Consider the following 17,678-nt stretch of genomic DNA (forward strand, 5'->3'; position numbering starts at 1 on the left):
TCCCCCGGAGCCCCCCATGTCCCACGTCGACTACCCGCAAGACCGAACCGGCTACCTGCTGGTGGATCCCTACAACGACTTCCTGTCGGAAGGCGGAAAGGTATACCCGTTCATCGCGCCGATCGCCAACGAGGTTCGCCTGCTCGACAACCTGCGCACCCTCGACCGCACCGTCCGCGCGCGCAACATTCCCGTCTTCATCGTGCCGCACCGCCGCTGGGAGCCGGGTGACTACGAAGGCTGGGACCATCCGAATCCAAACCAGCTCAAGATCATGAAAGGCCATCACTTCGCCCGCGGTGAATGGGGCGGCGAATGGCATCCGGACTTCGCGCCCAAGGCCGGCGACACCATCGTTTCCGAGCATTGGAGCTCGAGCGGATTCGCCAACACCGATCTCGACTTTCGCCTCAAGCAGAAAGGCATCACCCACGTGATTGTCGTCGGGCTGCTGGCCAACACCTGCATCGAATGCACCGCCCGCTACGCGTCGGAGCTCGGCTATCACGTCACGCTGGTGCGCGATGCGACCGCCGCCTTCCGGCACGACATGATGCATGCCGCCCACGAACTGAACGGCCCCACGTTCGCTCACGTCATCACGACCACTGACGAACTCGTCGCGAACCTGACCCGGGACTGAGCTCATCGCGGGGTGGTGACGACACAACTGCCCGACGGCGGCGGCGTCGCCGTGCTGGTCGAAAACTGCCCGAACCCTGATGGCTTCGTCGTCGACGCCGCGCGACCAGCTCAACTACGTCGCCTCGCGACACGCACTGTCCAAGTGTATCGGTCGGCCATGACCAGTCTCGGCTTCGAGACATAAGCCCATCCGTTGTATCTGGATGTATCCGCGCCAGCGTCGGCTAACTTTCAAGACAAATCCATGGGTTGTGCGACATCTGCGCGATACCTCGCGACCTCGAAATGGCGGCACCTGAAATGCAGGGCCCAGCAGCCCGAGGAAACCGCGATGTCCAACCATGACAACCACAGCCAGCTCCCCCTGATGTCCCGCGTCGATGGCGTGGGCCAGTGGCTGGCCCCGCTCGGCCTGCGCGCCCTGCTGGCCTGGGAATTCTTCGAAGCCGGCCGCGAGAAGCTGCAGGGACAGAACTGGTTCGCCGACCTCGGCGACAAGTTCCCGCTGCCGTTCTCGCTGCTTGGCCCCAACGTCAACTGGACGCTGGCCACCTGGATGGAACTGATCGGCAGCGTGGCGCTGCTGGTGGGTCTGGGCACGCGCTACGCCGCGGCCACCCTGTGGGTGGTGACCATCGTGGCGATCTACGCGGTGCATTGGCCTTCCGACTGGTCGAGCCTGGCCGAGCTGTGGCAGGGCTATGCCATCACCAACGAAGGCTTCGGCAACTACAAGCTGCCGTTGATCTACCTGGTGATGCTGCTGCCGCTGATGCTCAACGGCGGCGGCCGCTTCAGCGTCGACCAGCTGATCCAGGCGCGTCGCTCGTTGACCGTCGCCACCGCCAACACCACCGCCTGGGGCCTGGTGCTGTTCGGCATCGGCGTGACCTTGTCGCTGCTGTTGCCGTGGGCGGGTGGGGTGCTGGCCATCGCCGGCATCGCCCTGATGACCTGGTCGCGGCGCCGCACGAGTTCGGCCGGCCGACTGGTCACGGCCTGACCTTCCCGTTCTTTTCGACTCTCCGTTTCGATTCACCGAGGCACCGCATTGGTTGCTCCATACGTCTGACCCCGGGTTTGTATCTGGATGTATCTGCCGCGCCGGCAGCCAACTTTCCAGACAAATCCATGGGGTGGACGACAACCACGCGATACCTCGGGGGTTCGAAATGGCGCCACTGGAACTCTTCCGTTCCATTCGCACCGCAGCCGCGGGTGCACCCCACCCGGAGTAATGCACATGTCCCGTATCAACACGCGTAACACCACCGTCGGCGCCCTCGGCGTCGCCCTGGCCGGCCTGGTCCTCAGCAGTTCCGCGTTCGCCATGCAGCCGCTCGCGCAGGGCTACATGGAGGCCGCCAGTCACGCCGCCGGCGAAGGCAAGTGCGGCGCCAATGAAGCCCAGCCGACCAAGACCACTGCCGTGAAGAAGACCGCTGAAGGCAAGTGCGGTGAAGGCAAGTGCGGCGATGACCATTTCGCCAAGGTCGATACCGACGACGACGGTCGCGTGTCGCGTGCCGAGTTCCTGGCGGCTTCGCCGGAACGTATCGCCGAATTTCCGAAGAAAGACGTAAACGGCGATGGCTTCATCGCCAAGAACGAGTCCTACGAGTCGATCAAGGCCATCTACGAGGCCAATGGCAAGTCGTTGCCCGCCGGTCGCTTCAAGGAGTTCCAAGGCAAGTAATCCAGCACCGCTGGTAGGTGGTTCCGGCGTCGGGCCCCGATTTGTATCCGAATGTATCGGCCGCCCGGGCAGAGAACTTTCCAGACAAATCCATGGGCTACGCGACATCCCCGCGATACCTCCGAGCCCTGAAATGTCACCACCAAGAATCGTTCCCCCAAACCTAGATTTCAAATCGCGCCATTCCGGCGCACCCCACGCGGCCACGCCGCATCCCCCTGGAGAAATGCAATGTCACGTAACAACACCCGTAACACCATCGGCATGCTCGGCGTCGCTCTTGCCGGCCTGGTCCTCAGCAATTCCGCGTTCGCAGTGCAGCCGCTCGCGCAGGGCTACATGGTGACCGCGAGCCACGCCGCCGCCGAAGGCAAGTGCGGTGAAGGCAAGTGTGGCGCCGATGAAGCCAAGCCGGTGCAGAAGGCCGCTGCTACGAAGGCCGCCGAAGGCAAGTGCGGCGAAGGCAAGTGCGGCGATGCCCGCTTCGCCCAGACCGACACCGACGATGACGGTCGCGTCTCGAAGGCCGAGTTCCTGGCCGTCGTGCCGAACGGCGACACCTACTTCGCCCAGATCGACAAGAGCAGCGACGGCTACATCAGCGAGAAGGAAGCTTACGAAAACGTCAAGCGCGCCTTCGAATCCAATGGCAAGAAGGTCCCGGTCGGCCTGTTCGCCAGCTACGCCAGGTAAGGCGAGCGAGGCATTGCCGCTTTGTAGTCCCCCTTGCGCCCCCTCGATTCTCTCTCCCCCACGAGGGGGCGCTTTTTTTCCCCAGGACATCGCTATGCGCACCATCAATTCTTCCACTTCCGCCGGCCTGGGCTTGCGCCGCGGTCTGCTGCCGCAACTGCTGGCCATGAAGGACGGCGCGGTGGATTTTCTCGAAGTTGCGCCGGATAACTGGATCGGCGTGGGCGGGCAGTTCGGCGAGCAGTTGGCGCAGCTTGCGGCGCGCTTCCCGATCAGCGCGCACGGCCTCTCGTTGTCGCTGGGCGGCACCGAGCCGTTGGACATGGACCTGCTCCAGCGAACCCGCGAGTTCAACGACCGCTTCGACGTGGCGCTCTACAGCGAACACCTGAGCTACACGTCGGACGACGGGCAGCTCTACGACCTCATGCCCATTCCCTTCACCGACGAGGCGATCCGCCACGTCGCCGCGCGCATCCGCCAAGTGCAGGACGTGCTCGGCCGGCGCATCGCGGTGGAGAACGTCTCCTACTACGCCGCGCCCTACCAGGCGCTGGCCGAGATCGACTTCATCAACGCCGTCCTGGTCGAGGCCGACACCGACCTGCTGCTGGACGTCAACAACCTGTACGTAAATTCCATCAACCACGGCTACGACGCCGAAGCATTCCTGGCGCGCTTGCCGCGCGAGCGCATCGCCCAGTACCACATAGCCGGCCACTACGACGAGGCCATCGACCTGAAGGTCGACACGCACGGCGCGCCAGTGAAGCCGGACGTGTGGGCGCTGCTGGCCAGCGCCTACCGCCGCTTTGGCGTGCGCCCGACGCTGCTGGAGCGCGACTTCAACTTCCCGCCGCTGAAGGAACTGCTGGACGAGACCGGGCGCATCCGCATGATGCAGCTGGCCTACGCCGACCGGCAGCGCCTGCTGGAGCAGTCCCATGTCGCGTGACAGCTTGCGCGAACAGCAGTTCACCCTGGCGCGCCACCTGCGCGATCCGGGCGCACATCCGCCGCCGCCGGGCCTCGAGGAGCGCCGGGTCCGCGTGTACCGGGAGCTGTTCTTCAACAATATCGAAAGCTTGCTGGCAGGTGCTTTTCCGGTAATCCGCGAAACCCTGGGCGATGCCCAATGGAAGACGCTGGTGCGCGCCTTCTATGCCAACCACCGCAGCCGCACGCCGTTGTTCCCGCAGATCGCCGCTGAGTTCGTCGACTTCGTCCAGGAACGCGCCGATGAGCCCGGGATGCCGTTTTTGTGGCTGCCTGAGTTGGCGCATTACGAGTGGGTCGAGCAGGCGTTGTTCGTCAGCAACGCACAGCCGCCGCAGCACGATCCGGAAGGCGACCTGCTCGACGGCGTGCCGCTGCTGTCGCCGCTTGCGCTTCCGCTGGCGTACCGCTGGCCGGTCGCGGAAATCGGTCGGAGCCATGTGCCGGACGCGCCGCCCGCCGAACCGACCACGCTGCTTGTGCATCGCGACGCCGCCCACCAGGTGCACTTCGCCCGCATCGCGCCGCTGGCGTATTGGCTGCTGGCTTCGCTTCAGGCGAGCCCGGCGACCGGCCGCGAGCACCTGGCCGCACTGGCGGCGGAAACTGGCGCCGATCCAGCCGAAGTGCAGGCGAACGGTCTGCTGTTGCTGCAGCAGCTGCGCGCGCAGGGCGTGGTCCTGGGAACTCGCACGGCGGCGGTGCAGTAATGCACGAATCACCCGTTGTAACGCCAGCACGAACGCACACCACGAGACCTGGCCTTTGGACAAAGTCTCGTCGATCCCATCCGGCATTTGACGCCGCGTAACCTCGGCGGAATTACGCCTTCGCCGACGCCGGGCCGGAAAGGACGCCCAGCAATGCCTTGGCCGTGGCTTCGGATGATGCGGGGTTCTGCCCGGTGATCAGATGGCCGTCGACAATCGCCAGGCTCTGCCAGTCGTCGACTTTCTCGAATCGACCACCGAGGCGCTTGAGCTCATCCTCGAGAAGGAACGGCACGACCTTCGTCAGCTGCACCGCCTCTTCTTCCGAATTGGTGAATCCCGCAACCCGCTTTCCCTTGACGATGGGCTCGCCCTTGTACTCGACGTGGCGAAGCACGGCGGGGGCGTGGCAAACCGCGGCAACGGGCTTGCCGTTGTTGTAGAAGCTCTCGATCAATTTGATCGAGACCGGGTCTTCCGCGAGGTCCCACATGGGGCCGTGGCCGCCAGGGTAGAAGACGGTGTCGTAATCTTCCGCCGAGATCGTGTCCAGCCGATGGGTGCTGGCTAGAACTGCGTGCGCCTTTGCATCGGCCTTGAAGCGATTCTGGGCCGGTGTCTGGTTGGTCGGGTCGTCGCTCTTGGGATCTATCGGGGGCTGTCCACCCTTGGGCGAGGCCACCGTGACCTCGGCGCCCGCATCGGTAAAGACATAGTAGGGGGATGCGAACTCCTCCAGCCAGAATCCGGTTTTTTCGCCGGTGTTGCCGAGCGTGTCGTGGGAAGTTAGAACCATGAGAATCTTCACTTGAGTTTCTCCTGAGATCGATTTCGAAGAGTCACCGGAACATCCAAGGGCAGTCAGCTGAATTCGGCGCCGATTTCCGCGTGCCACCCGCATTCCCGCTGGTTCGTCGTCGTCCAGGCAATAGCTCGCGAAACGGCGCTGCGCGGGCGAGCCCAGAAACCAGTGGACGCGCGGCTTTGGCGTCCGTCTTGCGTGCGGAGTGGTCCATTCACCACATCCATTGGCGTGGGCCGACGCCCGCTACTTCTATCGCCGATTGGGTTAGCCCCCGGTGATGCGGCCAGGCTGTTCGACTATCGCCTCGTCGTAGCGTCGACGCGGCCAAGCCTGCGATTCCGTCGCGGAGCGGAAGAATGTCTGCCGGATAGCGGGGATTCGCTAAACCGCGGTGCGCTCCTAGATTACGCGTGTCGGATTCGTCGATCAGTTCGACTTCCGCCACCCCACAATCCAGGAGTCGAATCACCATGAACAATCAACGTAAAGTCGCCATAGTTACCGGCGCATCGCAGGGCATTGGCGCAGGCCTGGTCCAGGCATTCCGTGACCGCGATTACCGCGTCATCGCCAACTCCCGCTCGATCAAGCCGTCGAGCGATCCCGATGTCCTCGCCATTCCTGGCGATATTGCCGACCGCGCCGTTGCCGAGCGCATCGTCCGTGAAGGCCTGGCAAAGTTCGGGCGCATCGATACCCTCGTCAACAACGCGGGCGTCTTCATCGCCAAGCCGTTCACGCAGTACACGAACGAAGATTACGCAAAGGCGCTCTCGGTCAATGTGGCTGGTTTCTTCCATATCACCCAGGCTGCCCTGGCGGAGATGGAAAAGCAGGGCAGCGGCCATGTCGTCAGCATCACGACGAGCCTCGTCGACCATGCGATCGATGGCGTTCCGTCCGTGCTGGCGTCGCTCACGAAGGGCGGACTCAATGCCGCAACCAAGTCGTTGGCCATCGAGTATGCAAAGCGCGGCATCCGCGTGAATGCGGTGTCGCCTGGCATCATCAAGACGCCTTTGCATCCGCCTGAGACGCACGAGTGGCTGGCTGCGCTGCATCCGGTAGCCCGAATGGGTGAAATCAGCGACATCACGCAGGCCGTTATCTATCTCGAGTCGGCGGGGTTCGTGACGGGCGAGATCCTGCACGTCGACGGCGGGCAGAGCGCCGGCCACTAAAGCAACCCCGGGGCGGGGCATTCCTCGCCCCGGGCCAACCAGGAGAACGATCATGCCTATGGTCAATGTACAAATTACGCGTGAAGGAACCAGTCCCGATCGCGACGCAGCCACGCCGGAAGAGAAGGCATTGCTCATCAAGGGCATCAGCGAAGTACTGCTGAACGTCCTCAACAAGCCGCTCGACTCGACCTTCGTGGCTATTGATGAAGTCCCCTTGGAAAACTGGGGTTGGGGTGGACTGCCCGCTCTCGAATTTCGACGACAGCGGCAGGCCGGAGCCCGGTAGGACAACTGGATGCTGGTTCGTTTGGATTCTTGCCCGAACGAACCAGCATCTGTCGCTCCAAAATCCGTCGTGCAGCGGGAAGCTCAACTACTGCGTTATGAAGACGTCCGATCGGACTTGAGCAGGGCGCGGGCGTTCACCGAATTTGTCGCGGGCGCCGCGCGCTACGCGATCGAGGCCCGACCCGGATCATCCTTGATCGTTATGGTGGCCGCGAGGCCGCCGCCCGTACGATTACGTAACGTCAACGATCCGCCGATCGACGTCGTGAGTTGCTGGGCAATGGCCAGGCCCAGGCCGGTTCCACCGGTGTCGCGGTTGCGCGAAGCCTCCAGGCGATAGAAGGGCTGCATGGCCGACTCCAACTGATCTTCCGGAATCCCGGGGCCGCGATCGAGGATCGCGATCGAAACCGATCCATCGCCGGCTTGTGTGTTCACTTCAGCGGCGCCGGCATACTTGATCGCATTGTCGACAAGGTTGCCCACTATCCGACGCAAGGCCTGCGGACGCGTGGTTACCGGCCGTCCGACGTGGCCCGACAGGGTGACCGCCTTTCCGGTGTCCTGGTAATCGAAGACCAGGCTGTCCAGGAATGCATCCAGGTCCACTCGCTGGGGCGGCTCGGAGGCGCCATGAACGCTGCGCGCGTAGGTAACGCCGTCGCGAACCAGATGTTCCATCTGCGCGAGATCGTCGATCAATTTTCCACGCTCCGGTGAATCGTCCATCGCTTCAGTCCGCAACTTCATCCGCGTAATCGGTGTCTGCAGATCGTGCGAGATCGCGGCCAGTATCTGCAGGCGCTCCTGCAGGTGGCGGGCGATGCGGTCCTGCATTGCGTTGAAGGCGACCATCGCCTTGGCGACTTCCACCGGGCCGTCTGCCTGCAGGCGTGGTCCGTCGCCGCTGGGGCTGAGCGACTCGGCGGCGCTGGCCAGGCGCGCGAGCGGCCGAGTCGCCAGCCGGACCGCCATCCAGGCGCAGAAAAGCAGGAGCAGCAACTGGGCCGCGAGCACGTACGGCAGCCATTGGGCGACCGGAAGGGCGGAAGGAACCACTTCAATGGTCAGCGGACTACGGTCGCTCAACCTCAGATGGAGTTGGAAGCGTTCCGGCGTGGCCGAAATGGCGCCCGCCCGGATCGGATACTTGCTGCCCAGCACGCGCGAAGTGAGGTTGGCGATCCGCTTGGACCGGTCGCTGGCCAACGCTCCTCCGGCTTCGCCCGGCCCGAGGATGTAGTGATAGGTGCGGCGTTCGAGGATGGGCAGCCAGTGTTCGCGCTCGGATGCGGGAATGTGGTCGAGCACCGCCACCGATGTCGCGATATCGCGCTCGTAGTTGCTGAGCATCATCGACGTAGCGGAGACGTAGCGCTCGTAGAAGAGCAGGCCGAAGGACAGCGCATGGGCGATGAGCAACCCTGCAAACAGGATCAGGTACAGGCGCGACGTCATCGTTCTGGGCAGCCAGCGCGACAGCGAAGAGCCCGATTGCGTGCTCATGCGTCGTCGCCCACGAGGGTGACCGGCAAGCTGAACACATAGCCCTCGCTCCGTACCGTCTTGATGTAGGCCGGTTCGCGCGCGTCATCCAGGAGGCGCTGGCGCAGGCGGCTCACCAGCAGGTCGATCGATCTGTCGAAATGCTCCGCATCGCGCCCCTGGGTGAGGCTCATCAGCTGGTCGCGGCTCAGCACGCGTTGCGGGTGATCGAGGAATACCCGTAGTAGCCGGTATTCCGCGCCACTGAGCGCGACCACCACGTCCTGCTCATCGACCAGATGGCGCGCAGTCGTGTCCAGGCGCCACTTGCCGAAGGCGAGCACCCGGCTCATCTCGGTAACCTGCAGGTTGGGCGGCAGCATCCGCGTACGCCGAATCACTGCTTTGATCCGCGCGAGCAGCTCGCGCGAGGAGAACGGCTTGACCACGTAATCGTCGGCTCCCATTTCCAGCCCGATGATGCGGTCGGTCTCGTCGTCGCGGGCCGTCAGCATCAGGATCGGAATCGACCGGTGCTTGCTGGCGCGCAGGTTGCGGGAGAGCACCAGCCCGTCTTCGCCAGGCATCATCACGTCGAGCACGATCAGGTCGATCGCGGTGGTCTCGAGAACGGCATGCATCTCGCGTCCGTCGCCCGCCATCGATACGCGCAGGCCGTTCTTCTTGAGGTAGTCGGCCACCATCTGCCGGATCTCGCGATCGTCGTCGACGACCAGGATGTGATCAACGTTTTCCATAGGATGAGGTCCTGGCTGCTTGACGCATCGGCGAGTCGCCGCCGATGCGTCCTGTCCACGTGCCTAGCGCTTGCCCAACAGCTGCTGGATCCTGGCCTCCGTGTCGGCATAGCCGCCCTCGCCGAAGTGCCGGTAAACGATGCGACCGTCCTGGTTGATCAGATACTGCGCCGGCCAGTACTGGTTGCCGAAAGCGTCCCAGGTCTTGTAGTCGTTGTCCTGCGCGACAGGATAGCGGATGCCGAATCGCTTCACTGCGCTCTCGAGGTTGCCAAGGATCCTCTCATGGCCGTACTCGGGCGTGTGCACGCCGACTACTACCAGGCCTTGTGCCGCGTAGCGCTCATGGAGCTGCTTCATGTGGGGCAGTACATGGATGCAGTTGATGCAGTCGTAGGTCCAGAACTCGACCAGCACGACTTTTCCGCGCAGCTGCTGCAGCGTGAGCGGGGCGCTGTTGATCCAGTGGTTGATTCCCGTGAATTCCGGAGCCATGGGCGCGGGAGCGCTGCTGGTCGGCTGGACGGGATCGTCGAAGGCGCCCGCCGTGCACGAGGCGGCACACAGGCAGGCGGCGAGGAGGGTGATGATGAGCTTGAGCACGTTCAAAGTCCTGTCGAAAAGGAGGGGAGCCACTGCGTTGCCCAAGCCGTGAAGGCTATGTCGTAGTGGAAAAGCTGGAGCAGGGCAACCGCGATGGCGATGGCACCAAAAGTCGTGCGGAAAAGGTTGGCCCGGCGATTGAAGAACGAGAGGCGTGCCGACACCCAATTGCCGCCATAGGCAATCGCCAGCATGGGCAGACCGGCGCCGACGGCGTAGATGCCAAGCAGGGCGGTGGCCTTGCCAGGGGCGTGGGAGCTGGCCGCGAGCGCCAGTACCGAAGCCAATACCGGGCCCGCACAGGGCGTCCATGCCAGGCCCAGGGAAGCGCCCACCAGCAAGGCGCCGGTTCTGCCCTCCGTCGGTCGCGACGTAAAGCTTCCACGGCGGGCGCGCCACTCACGCACGCGCATCACCAGCCAATCGAACGGCGCCGTCCAGACGCAGGCCAGGCCGGCGACGAGCAGGAGCAGGATCGAGCCGGTACGGATGGCCTGCTGCAGTTGGCCCGACGAAGCCGCCAATGCGCCGATCAGGATTCCACCCGCGGCGAACGTGGCAACGAAACCGGCGATGGTCAGCAGGGGTTCCACCTTGCTGCGTCCGGCGGTAGTAGCCAGCACGATCGGCAACATGGGCAGGATGCAGGGCGACGCGATGGTGGCCATGCCGGCCGCGCCGGCCAGTGCGTACTCGATCACTTGGTGTGTCCTCTTGCTGGAGTTCGTAGGCCGGGAACTGGCCTGCCGGGGGCAGGCCAGTGCCGGAGACGCCGGAACTAGACCAGGTTGATCTCGACGTCGACGTTGCCGCGGGTGGCCTTGGAGTACGGGCAGGTCTGGTGGGCGGCGTCCACAAGCTGCCGGGCGACATCGCGCGGCAAGCCCGGCAGGCTGACGTTGAGGCGCGCGCCGAGGAAGTAGGCATCTCCGGTGTTGCCGAGGTCCACCTCGGCGTCGACGGCGCTATCGGCGGGGAGAGTGACCTTCAGCTTGGCAGCCGCCAGCCCGATCGCGCTGAGGAAGCAGGCAGACCAGCCCGCGCCAAACAGCTGCTCCGGGTTGGTGCCGGTACCGGTACCGGGCGAAGAAAGCTTGATGTCCAGCCGGTCGTCGGAGCTGCGCGACTTGCCCTCGCGGCCGCCGGTGGTGTGGGTCTTGCCCGTGTAGAGCACTTTGTCGATCTGGTTGATCATGGCGATGGTTCCTGTGTGATGTGGTTTGGTATCCACCCCCGCTAGGGCTTGGAGCTAATCGGCATTGGGGGTGGGCCGGCCGATGTGGGAAGTCTTTCAAGGCCGTTTGCCGCGGATGTGTTCGAAAACCGGCGCTTGTGCAAGCTTGTGTATGCGGAGCAGCCGCTGATACATGCCGGTACAAAACCCCCGCATCGCTCGTTGTCGCGGCGAGCGCTGATCACGCGCTGATTGCCGGAGCGCCACGGCTGAACGACGCACCCCGCGGATGCGCTGTTGGACGCTTTCGTGACGGGCTGGTGCAGCGGCTGGACTCTTCGACGAGTCGGCACTGCCGAGGCAGGCGGATTCGCAACTCGCCATGTGCGATCACTGGACGGCGTGGCCGCACTCTTGTCGCCCGCACCGCGCCTTGATGGCTTTAATGCGAATCTGCAGACGGCGTGCTCGGTGGCGCTACTTTCCGCATCAACGGCACCATGGCGGTGGTCAACACGAAGCACACCATCACTACCAGGAACGTATCCGAGTACGCGAGCGTCTGCGCCTCGCGATAGGTGGTCTGCCAGAGTGGGCGAAGCACAGCATCGGGGGCTACGGCACCCAGGCGTTCGGTCGCGCCTGCGATCCAGAGGTTCATCGCTTCGTTGGTGCTGTTCAGGTGTTCGGCCAGGCGGAAGAAGTGCAGGTTCGTGCGGTCATTGAGCAGCGTTGCGCATGCCGCGATGCCGATGGCACCGCCGAGGTTGCGCATCAGGTTGAACAGACCCGAGGCGGCCTTGAGGCGCGCCGGCGCCAGGCCGCCCAGCGTGAGCGTCACGATCGGCGCGACCGTGAGTTGTTGAGCCATGCCGCGCAGTGCCTGCGGGAACAGCAGTTGTTGCGCGCCCCAGTCGTGTGTGATGGGCGAGAATTCCCACATTGAGATGGCGAACAGCGCCAACCCGGTCATCATGATCCAGCGCAGGTCGACGCGCGGCGCCAGCCACGAATACAACGGGACGGTGATGATCTGGAACACGCCCGTCGAGAACACCGCCTCGCCGATCTGCAGCGCGCTGTAGCCGCGCACACGTCCCAGGAACAGCGGCGTCAGATAGATCGTGGCGAACAGGCCGATGCCCGTGACGAAGGAGAAGAAGCTCCCGAGTGCGAAGTTGCGATCCCGCAGCGCGCGCAGATCGACCAGCGGATTGGCGTACGTCAGCGTGCGGGCGATGAAGCCAACGCCGCCGATCGCGGCGATCCACGCCGTGGCCTGGATCGTGCCGTCGCCGAACCAGTCCCAGCGAGGGCCTTCTTCCAGCGTGTATTCCAGGCAGCCCAGGAACAGCGCCAGCAGGATCATGCCGAGGTAGTCCGCGCCGCGCAGCAGGGACAGATCCGCCTTGTCGATGTTGACGAGGATCGGGACCACGATGGCGACGAACAGGCCCGGCACGAGGTTGATGAAGAACAGCCAATGCCACGACGCATGCTCGGTGATCCACCCGCCCAGCGTTGGCCCCAGCGTTGGCGCAAGCGAAGCCAGGCCGCCGACGGTTGCAGCGGCGAGTACTCGCTGCTTGCCATCGAAGAAGATGAAAGCGGAGGTGAATACCATCGGGATCATCGAGCCGCCGAGGAATCCCTGCAGTGCGCGGAACGCGATCATGCTCTGGATATTCCAGGCGAAGCCGCACAGCAGGCTGGTGGCCGTGAAGCCAATCGCCGAGCCCGCAAACAGCCAGCGCGTGGAAAACACGCGCGACAGCCAGCCCGATAGCGGAATCACGACTATCTCGGCGATCAGATAGCTGGTCTGCACCCACACCGTTTCGTCCGCACCGGCCGAAAGAGCGCCGCCGATGTCGCGCAGCGAAGCCGACACGATCTGGATGTCGAGCAGTGCGATGAACATGCCCAGGGACATGCTTGCGAAGGCCAATACCTTCTGCGCAACGCTCGGCACGGCCGGAATGGCCGGTGGGGCAAGCGGCAATGCGTCCGCGTTCACAGCGCACCCTTGCCCTGGCCGCCGCGGGTGTCGATCTCGACGGCGACGGAAAGTCCCGGACGCAGCAGGCCGAGCGTCCCGTCCTTCGGGTCCAGGACGATGCGCACGGGTACGCGCTGCACGATCTTGGTGAAGTTGCCCGTCGCGTTCTCCGGCGGCAGCACGCTGAACTGTGCGCCCGTCGCCGGCGCCAGGCTCGAAACATGGCCGTGGAAGACCTTGTCCGGCAGGATGTCGGCGCGGATCTCGACCGGCGTGCCTTCTCGCATGCGTGCGAGCTGGCCTTCCTTGAAGTTGGCATCGACCCACAGGCCGCTCGCGGGGACGATGACGAGTTGTTGTCCGCCCGCCGCCGCATAAGCGCCGAGGCGGGCGCGGCGATTGCCGACCACGCCATTCACCGGCGCACGTACTTCTGTGTAGCCCACCAGTAGCCGTGCCGCATCGCGTTCGGCCTTCGCCTGCACGAGGGCGGCTTCGGCCTGGCGCTTCTGCGAGGCGATCACTTCGATCTGTCTTTCCGCCGCGCTCAGGCCCGCCTGCGCGTGCTCGGTGTTGGCCAATGCGGTGCGATAGGTGGCGTCGGCGCGCTGTGCGCTCTCCAGGGACACGAGTTGCTGCCCTGACAGCACGGCGTAACGGGCCTGGTCGTCCCTGGATCGCACGCCCTCGGCAGCGGCCACGCCGATACTGGCGCGTGCCTGTCGAATGACCGCGTCCTGCAGGTGCGTCGTGGCATCGAGGTTCGCCAGCAATGCTTCCTGTGCGGCCACGGCGCCTTCCGCCTTGGCCAGCGCGGCTCGCAACTCGCGGTCATCGATGCGGAACAGCAGGTCGCCGGCGCGGACACGCTGGTTGTCGTGCACCGCCACCTGGGCGATGTAACCCGAGACTCGCGGTGCGATTACGGTGACGTCGCCACCGACGTAGGCGTCATCGGTGTCTTCGATGAAACGGCCCACGTTCCACCAGTGCACCCCGTAGAGGCCGACGGCGATCGCCGCGATGGCAGAAAGTGCCTTGAGGAGCATGCCCTTGCGGGACTTGGGGACATTCGGAACCTCCGTGTTCTCCGGGAGAGTTCCGACGGCGGATAGGTTGGTCATGGCGATACCTGGATTCGTTGTCCGCGGCGGCCTGTGCGGATCGGTGCTCAGGCCGCCGTTTTCGGTCACTGGTCGTTGGCGGCGTAGCGCAGCGCCGGCACGGCGCGAGACAGGCTTGGGCCCAGCGCCTTGCGCGCCTGTTCGAATGCATGCCAGTCCGCGACATCGGGCAGGGACGGGATGGTGACTACTTCGCCCAGGGCCAGGCCCGACAGCGCGGCATCGACCATGTCTTGTGCGGACATGACGATCTCGGTGGGGAGATGTTCGACCGGCGTGCCGGCGACGTCCCAGAACTCGGTCGCGGTGGCGCCGGGCAGGACTGCCTGCACGCGCACGCCCTTGTCGGCCAGCTCATGCTGGAGCGACTGCGAGAACGCGAGGACGAACGCCTTGGTGCCGCCGTATACGCCGTTGAGAAGCTCGGGCGCCAACGCAACGACCGAGGCGATGTTGATGATCGTGCCGGCGCCGCGGGCGACGAAGCCCGGGGCAGCGGCATATGCCAGGCGCATCAGCACGTTGACGTTGAGCGTAATCATCCGCTCCATGTCGGCAACGTCGGATAGCAGCAAGGGTGTCGTCGCACCGACGCCGGCATTGTTGACCAGCACGGTGATGCTTGCGTCGCGCCTCAACAGGCCTTCGATCCTGGACAGATCGGCCGGGTTTGTGAGGTCGGCGGCGACGGTTTCGACCGAACGGCCGGTGCGGTTGGTGAGCTCTTCGGCCAGTTCGCGCAGCTTGTCGGCGCGTCGGGCGACCAGGATCAGGTCATGGCCGGCGCGGGCGAGGCGCTCCGCGTACAGGGCGCCGATGCCCGAGGAGGCGCCCGTGATCAGCGCAGTGCCTTTATGGGTGGTGATGGTGTTCATGGCGGTTCACATTGCCGGCGGTCGCCGGGTTCGGGCAGGAATGTAGGCCCGCTTGACCGTGGCGTATATGTCGTATATACCTCGTTTTAGGTCATACGGTATTTTTCAGCCATGCTCACCGTCGGCTTCGCGCTTCCACCGGGATTCCAGATCATGGGGCTGGCGGCCGCGTCGGCCTTCGAGCTCGCCAACGCCAGCGCGAAAGACTCGCTCTACGGCATCCGACTGTTGTCGGAGCAGGGTGGCCCAGTGCCCAATTCGTTCGGGATGTCGATCGAGACACGCCGGCTGGCGCGGCAGAAGCTCGACACACTGATCGTCAGTGGCCTGCTGCGTCCGGAACCGTCGAGCCCTGGGCTGATCAAGCAAGTGCAAAAGGCCTCCGAATCCACGCGCCGTATCGCATCGGTCTGCACCGGCGCCTTCATCCTGGGCGAAGCTGGGCTACTGGACGGCCGGCGCGTCACCACCCATTGGATTCATGCGCGCAACCTGCAGAAGCAGTTCCCGAATGCGCACGTCGAAGACGACCGCATCTTCATCATTGACGGCAATGTCTGGACGTCGGCTGGCATGAGTGCCGGTATCGACCTGGCGCTGGGCATGATCGAGAAGGATTTCGGCATCGAGCTCGCCCGCGTCGTGGCGCAGAAGATGGTCGTCTATCACCGCCGCGCAGGTGGCCAGTCGCAGCATTCGGCGCTGCTGGAGATGGATGCCACGTCCGACCGCATCCAGGGCGCACTGGCGTACGCGCGTCGCAATCTACGCGCGCCACTGTCCGTGGAAGAGCTGGCCGAAGCCGCGCACCTGAGCCCGCGCCAGTTCAGTCGCGCATTCCGTGCCGAAACCGGGCAATCGCCGGCGAAGGCGGTCGAGCACCTGCGTGTGGAAGCGGCGCGGGTGATGATCGAACAGAGCCGCCACACGCTGGAAGAAGTGGCGAACGAGACTGGCTTCGCCGATCCGGAAAGGATGCGCCGTGCGTTCCTGCGGACTTTTGGTCAGCCGCCGCAAGTCATGCGACGCAACGCCCGCCTGGCGGCAGGCTAGGGTGACTGGAGGTCATATAATTCAATCGAGCAATAAAGCCGCTCGCTTCACGGCCCGTACACCGGGAGCGGGTATCTCCGTTGTGGAGTTCGGATGGTCCGATGCGCACCCATCTCGCCAGCGGAACTGTCGGTGCGAGGCATTCGCTTAGCATCATCGGGCTGCGCGCCGCCTGGCGCCTGCTTGGCAGCGAGATTGGCCGTCACGCAGGCTTGTACCTGCCGGAGGACTACGATCCGGACAAGCGACCGATCGTGATGATTCATGGATTGGGAGGCAGCCCACTCACGTGGGCGCGACTGTCGAATGAACTACTCGACAGTCCCCAACTCCGAGCTCGTTTCCAAGTGTGGCATGTGCTCTATCGCGCCGATGCGCCGATGCTGGTGATACGACGCCGCGTGCAGCGCTATCTCGACGATGCGTGGAATGTGCTCGACCCCCAAGGCAATGCTCCTGCGCGATCGGGTCTGGTTTTGATCGGACACAGCCTTGGCGGCGTGGTCGCGCGAATGCTGTGTGTGGAAAGTGGCGATGCGCTATGGTCCGCCGCGTTCACCGTGCCGCCCCAAACTGTGCAGATGAACGCGGCGAATGGGGCCGATATTGAAAGCGTCTTCCGATTCCAGCCCTATCCAGGTGTTTCCCGGGCCATTTTCATGGCGACACCGCACCAGGGCAGTCCCAGCGCCGACCGATGGCTCGGGCGGCTGTTCCGCGCCTTGATTGGTGGAAAGGCGCCGGAAATACAGTCGCTTAGCCGTTTTGCACGTGACCACCCTGACATGGTGCGGGAGGAGTTGCGCGTGAACTATCAAAAGGCCAGGTTCAACAGCATTACCAGCCTGCAGACATCGCAACCGGTTCGTCGCGCTGGACAGTCGCTAATGCCTGCAGGCATTCCCTATCACACCATTGCCGGCGTTCTACCAGGGAGTGAGCCGGAAGGCGATGGTGCGGTGCCGCTCAGTAGCGCCATCCTTCCAGGCGCGGCATCGACCTTGGTAGTGGAATCGGGGCACAACCTTTACGACCACGACGAAGCGGTGGCGGAAGTGCTGCGAATTCTTCGAGAAGATCTCGTCGAACGTTATGAGTTCGAACCAGGCTCCTCGCAATCTCCAGCAAAGTTGGTCTGACTCGCACACGACGACGTCGCAAGTGCATTGCGCAGCCTTTGCACCTGCTGATTGAGGGCGGCGAGTTCCTCGCGCGTCATCCCCGATCGCTGCAACAGCCTCTCGACCAGGCAGCCCGTCTTCGTGCGCACGTCCCGGCCGGACTTCGTCAATCGCACATGCACCTGGCGCTCGTCCGTCGCGCTGCGTTGCCGTTGGACGAATCCGGCGTGTTCCAGCCGCTTCACCAGCGGGGTGATGGTGCTCGACTCCAATGCCAGCCGCGACGCGATGGCGCTGACCGTCTGGCCGTCCTCTTCCCAGAGCACGCTGAGGACGAGGTACTGCGGGTAGGTCAGGCCAAGGGTGTCCAAGAGCGGCTTGTAGGCCCGAGTGATGGCCATGCTGGTGCCGTACAGGGAGAAGCAAAGCTGGCGGTCCAGGGGAAGCGGCCCGTTCATGTCCATGGGTG

General features: G+C 64.3%; 20 protein-coding genes. 10 read left to right on the forward strand and 10 right to left on the reverse strand.

Translation table 11 applies throughout. From position 1 onward, the window contains the following. Positions 1 to 16 precede the first annotated feature (16 nt). The 6 genes from ACXJJ9_RS05075 to ACXJJ9_RS05100 all read left to right on the forward strand — a co-directional run bounded on the left by ACXJJ9_RS05075 (position 17) and on the right by ACXJJ9_RS05100 (position 4,740). The gene (locus ACXJJ9_RS05075) at positions 17 to 643 is read left to right on the forward strand and encodes an isochorismatase family cysteine hydrolase (RefSeq protein WP_457096108.1); all 627 of its coding nucleotides are present in this window, start codon (positions 17 to 19) and stop codon (positions 641 to 643) included. A gap of 333 nt (positions 644 to 976) precedes the next feature. Next, positions 977 to 1,648: an HvfX family Cu-binding RiPP maturation protein gene (locus ACXJJ9_RS05080; protein WP_457096109.1), complete on the forward strand. Its 672-nt coding sequence runs from the start codon at positions 977 to 979 to the stop codon at positions 1,646 to 1,648. Positions 1,649 to 1,888: 240 nt separating this feature from the next. After that, on the forward strand, positions 1,889 to 2,341 hold the full coding sequence (locus ACXJJ9_RS05085; RefSeq protein WP_457096110.1) for an HvfA family oxazolone/thioamide-modified RiPP metallophore: 453 nt from the start codon (positions 1,889 to 1,891) through the stop codon (positions 2,339 to 2,341). 231 nt (positions 2,342 to 2,572) lie between these two features. Further along, entirely contained in the window at positions 2,573 to 3,034 is a 462-nt protein-coding gene (locus ACXJJ9_RS05090; protein WP_457096111.1) for an HvfA family oxazolone/thioamide-modified RiPP metallophore, read from the forward strand. Positions 3,035 to 3,128: 94 nt separating this feature from the next. Beyond that, the gene (locus ACXJJ9_RS05095; RefSeq protein WP_457096112.1) at positions 3,129 to 3,989 is read left to right on the forward strand and encodes an HvfB family MNIO-type RiPP peptide maturase; all 861 of its coding nucleotides are present in this window, start codon (positions 3,129 to 3,131) and stop codon (positions 3,987 to 3,989) included. After that, positions 3,979 to 4,740, forward strand: coding sequence for an HvfC family RiPP maturation protein (locus ACXJJ9_RS05100; protein WP_457096113.1), 762 nt, complete (start codon positions 3,979 to 3,981; stop codon positions 4,738 to 4,740). Before ACXJJ9_RS05095 ends, ACXJJ9_RS05100 begins: the two co-directional genes overlap by 11 nt. 112 nt (positions 4,741 to 4,852) lie before the next feature. Here the strand turns inward: ACXJJ9_RS05100 and ACXJJ9_RS05105 are convergent, their stop codons facing one another. Next, positions 4,853 to 5,548, reverse strand: a complete 696-nt coding sequence (locus ACXJJ9_RS05105) for a type 1 glutamine amidotransferase domain-containing protein (protein ID WP_457096114.1) — start codon at positions 5,546 to 5,548, stop codon at positions 4,853 to 4,855. 407 nt (positions 5,549 to 5,955) lie between these two features. Here ACXJJ9_RS05105 and ACXJJ9_RS05110 point away from each other — a divergent pair, with 407 nt between their 5' ends. Together ACXJJ9_RS05110 and ACXJJ9_RS05115 are read left to right on the forward strand one after the other, a co-directional pair. Next, the gene (locus ACXJJ9_RS05110) at positions 5,956 to 6,726 is read left to right on the forward strand and encodes an SDR family NAD(P)-dependent oxidoreductase (protein WP_457096115.1); all 771 of its coding nucleotides are present in this window, start codon (positions 5,956 to 5,958) and stop codon (positions 6,724 to 6,726) included. Positions 6,727 to 6,778: 52 nt separating this feature from the next. Next, on the forward strand, positions 6,779 to 7,015 hold the full coding sequence (locus ACXJJ9_RS05115) for a tautomerase family protein (protein ID WP_457096116.1): 237 nt from the start codon (positions 6,779 to 6,781) through the stop codon (positions 7,013 to 7,015). Positions 7,016 to 7,179: 164 nt separating this feature from the next. Here the strand turns inward: ACXJJ9_RS05115 and ACXJJ9_RS05120 are convergent, their stop codons facing one another. The 8 genes from ACXJJ9_RS05120 to ACXJJ9_RS05155 all read right to left on the reverse strand — a co-directional run bounded on the left by ACXJJ9_RS05120 (position 7,180) and on the right by ACXJJ9_RS05155 (position 15,035). After that, on the reverse strand, positions 7,180 to 8,523 hold the full coding sequence (locus tag ACXJJ9_RS05120; protein WP_457096117.1) for a sensor histidine kinase: 1,344 nt from the start codon (positions 8,521 to 8,523) through the stop codon (positions 7,180 to 7,182). Then, positions 8,520 to 9,260, reverse strand: coding sequence for a response regulator (locus ACXJJ9_RS05125; RefSeq protein WP_457096118.1), 741 nt, complete (start codon positions 9,258 to 9,260; stop codon positions 8,520 to 8,522). Before ACXJJ9_RS05125 ends, ACXJJ9_RS05120 begins: the two co-directional genes overlap by 4 nt. Before the next feature lie 63 nt (positions 9,261 to 9,323). Continuing rightward, positions 9,324 to 9,863 (reverse strand): thioredoxin family protein, encoded by a 540-nt coding sequence (locus ACXJJ9_RS05130; protein ID WP_457096119.1) that lies wholly within the window; start codon positions 9,861 to 9,863, stop codon positions 9,324 to 9,326. Positions 9,864 to 9,865: 2 nt separating this feature from the next. Continuing rightward, entirely contained in the window at positions 9,866 to 10,531 is a 666-nt protein-coding gene (locus ACXJJ9_RS05135) for a cytochrome c biogenesis CcdA family protein (RefSeq protein WP_457096120.1), read from the reverse strand. A gap of 110 nt (positions 10,532 to 10,641) precedes the next feature. Beyond that, positions 10,642 to 11,058, reverse strand: a complete 417-nt coding sequence (locus ACXJJ9_RS05140) for an organic hydroperoxide resistance protein (RefSeq protein WP_457096121.1) — start codon at positions 11,056 to 11,058, stop codon at positions 10,642 to 10,644. Between the two features lie 421 nt (positions 11,059 to 11,479). Beyond that, positions 11,480 to 13,054, reverse strand: coding sequence for a DHA2 family efflux MFS transporter permease subunit (locus tag ACXJJ9_RS05145; RefSeq protein ID WP_457096122.1), 1,575 nt, complete (start codon positions 13,052 to 13,054; stop codon positions 11,480 to 11,482). Continuing rightward, the gene (locus ACXJJ9_RS05150) at positions 13,051 to 14,160 is read right to left on the reverse strand and encodes an HlyD family secretion protein (RefSeq protein WP_457096123.1); all 1,110 of its coding nucleotides are present in this window, start codon (positions 14,158 to 14,160) and stop codon (positions 13,051 to 13,053) included. Before ACXJJ9_RS05150 ends, ACXJJ9_RS05145 begins: the two co-directional genes overlap by 4 nt. A gap of 65 nt (positions 14,161 to 14,225) precedes the next feature. After that, positions 14,226 to 15,035 carry an SDR family NAD(P)-dependent oxidoreductase gene (locus tag ACXJJ9_RS05155; RefSeq protein WP_457096124.1) on the reverse strand — a complete coding sequence of 270 codons (810 nt, stop codon included), beginning with the start codon at positions 15,033 to 15,035 and terminating at the stop codon, positions 14,226 to 14,228. Positions 15,036 to 15,146: 111 nt separating this feature from the next. Here ACXJJ9_RS05155 and ACXJJ9_RS05160 point away from each other — a divergent pair, with 111 nt between their 5' ends. Next, positions 15,147 to 16,088, forward strand: coding sequence for a GlxA family transcriptional regulator (locus ACXJJ9_RS05160; RefSeq protein WP_457096125.1), 942 nt, complete (start codon positions 15,147 to 15,149; stop codon positions 16,086 to 16,088). 101 nt (positions 16,089 to 16,189) lie between these two features. Continuing rightward, the gene (locus ACXJJ9_RS05165; protein ID WP_457096126.1) at positions 16,190 to 17,227 is read left to right on the forward strand and encodes an esterase/lipase family protein; all 1,038 of its coding nucleotides are present in this window, start codon (positions 16,190 to 16,192) and stop codon (positions 17,225 to 17,227) included. On the opposite strand, the gene ACXJJ9_RS05170 is transcribed toward ACXJJ9_RS05165, so the two are convergent. Beyond that, positions 17,179 to 17,673, reverse strand: a complete 495-nt coding sequence (locus ACXJJ9_RS05170; RefSeq protein ID WP_457096168.1) for a MarR family winged helix-turn-helix transcriptional regulator — start codon at positions 17,671 to 17,673, stop codon at positions 17,179 to 17,181. The two genes, ACXJJ9_RS05165 and ACXJJ9_RS05170, sit on opposite strands and share 49 nt — an antisense overlap. Positions 17,674 to 17,678 lie beyond the last annotated feature (5 nt).

The sequence above is a fragment of the Lysobacter sp. P5_B9 genome, from assembly GCF_054049835.1.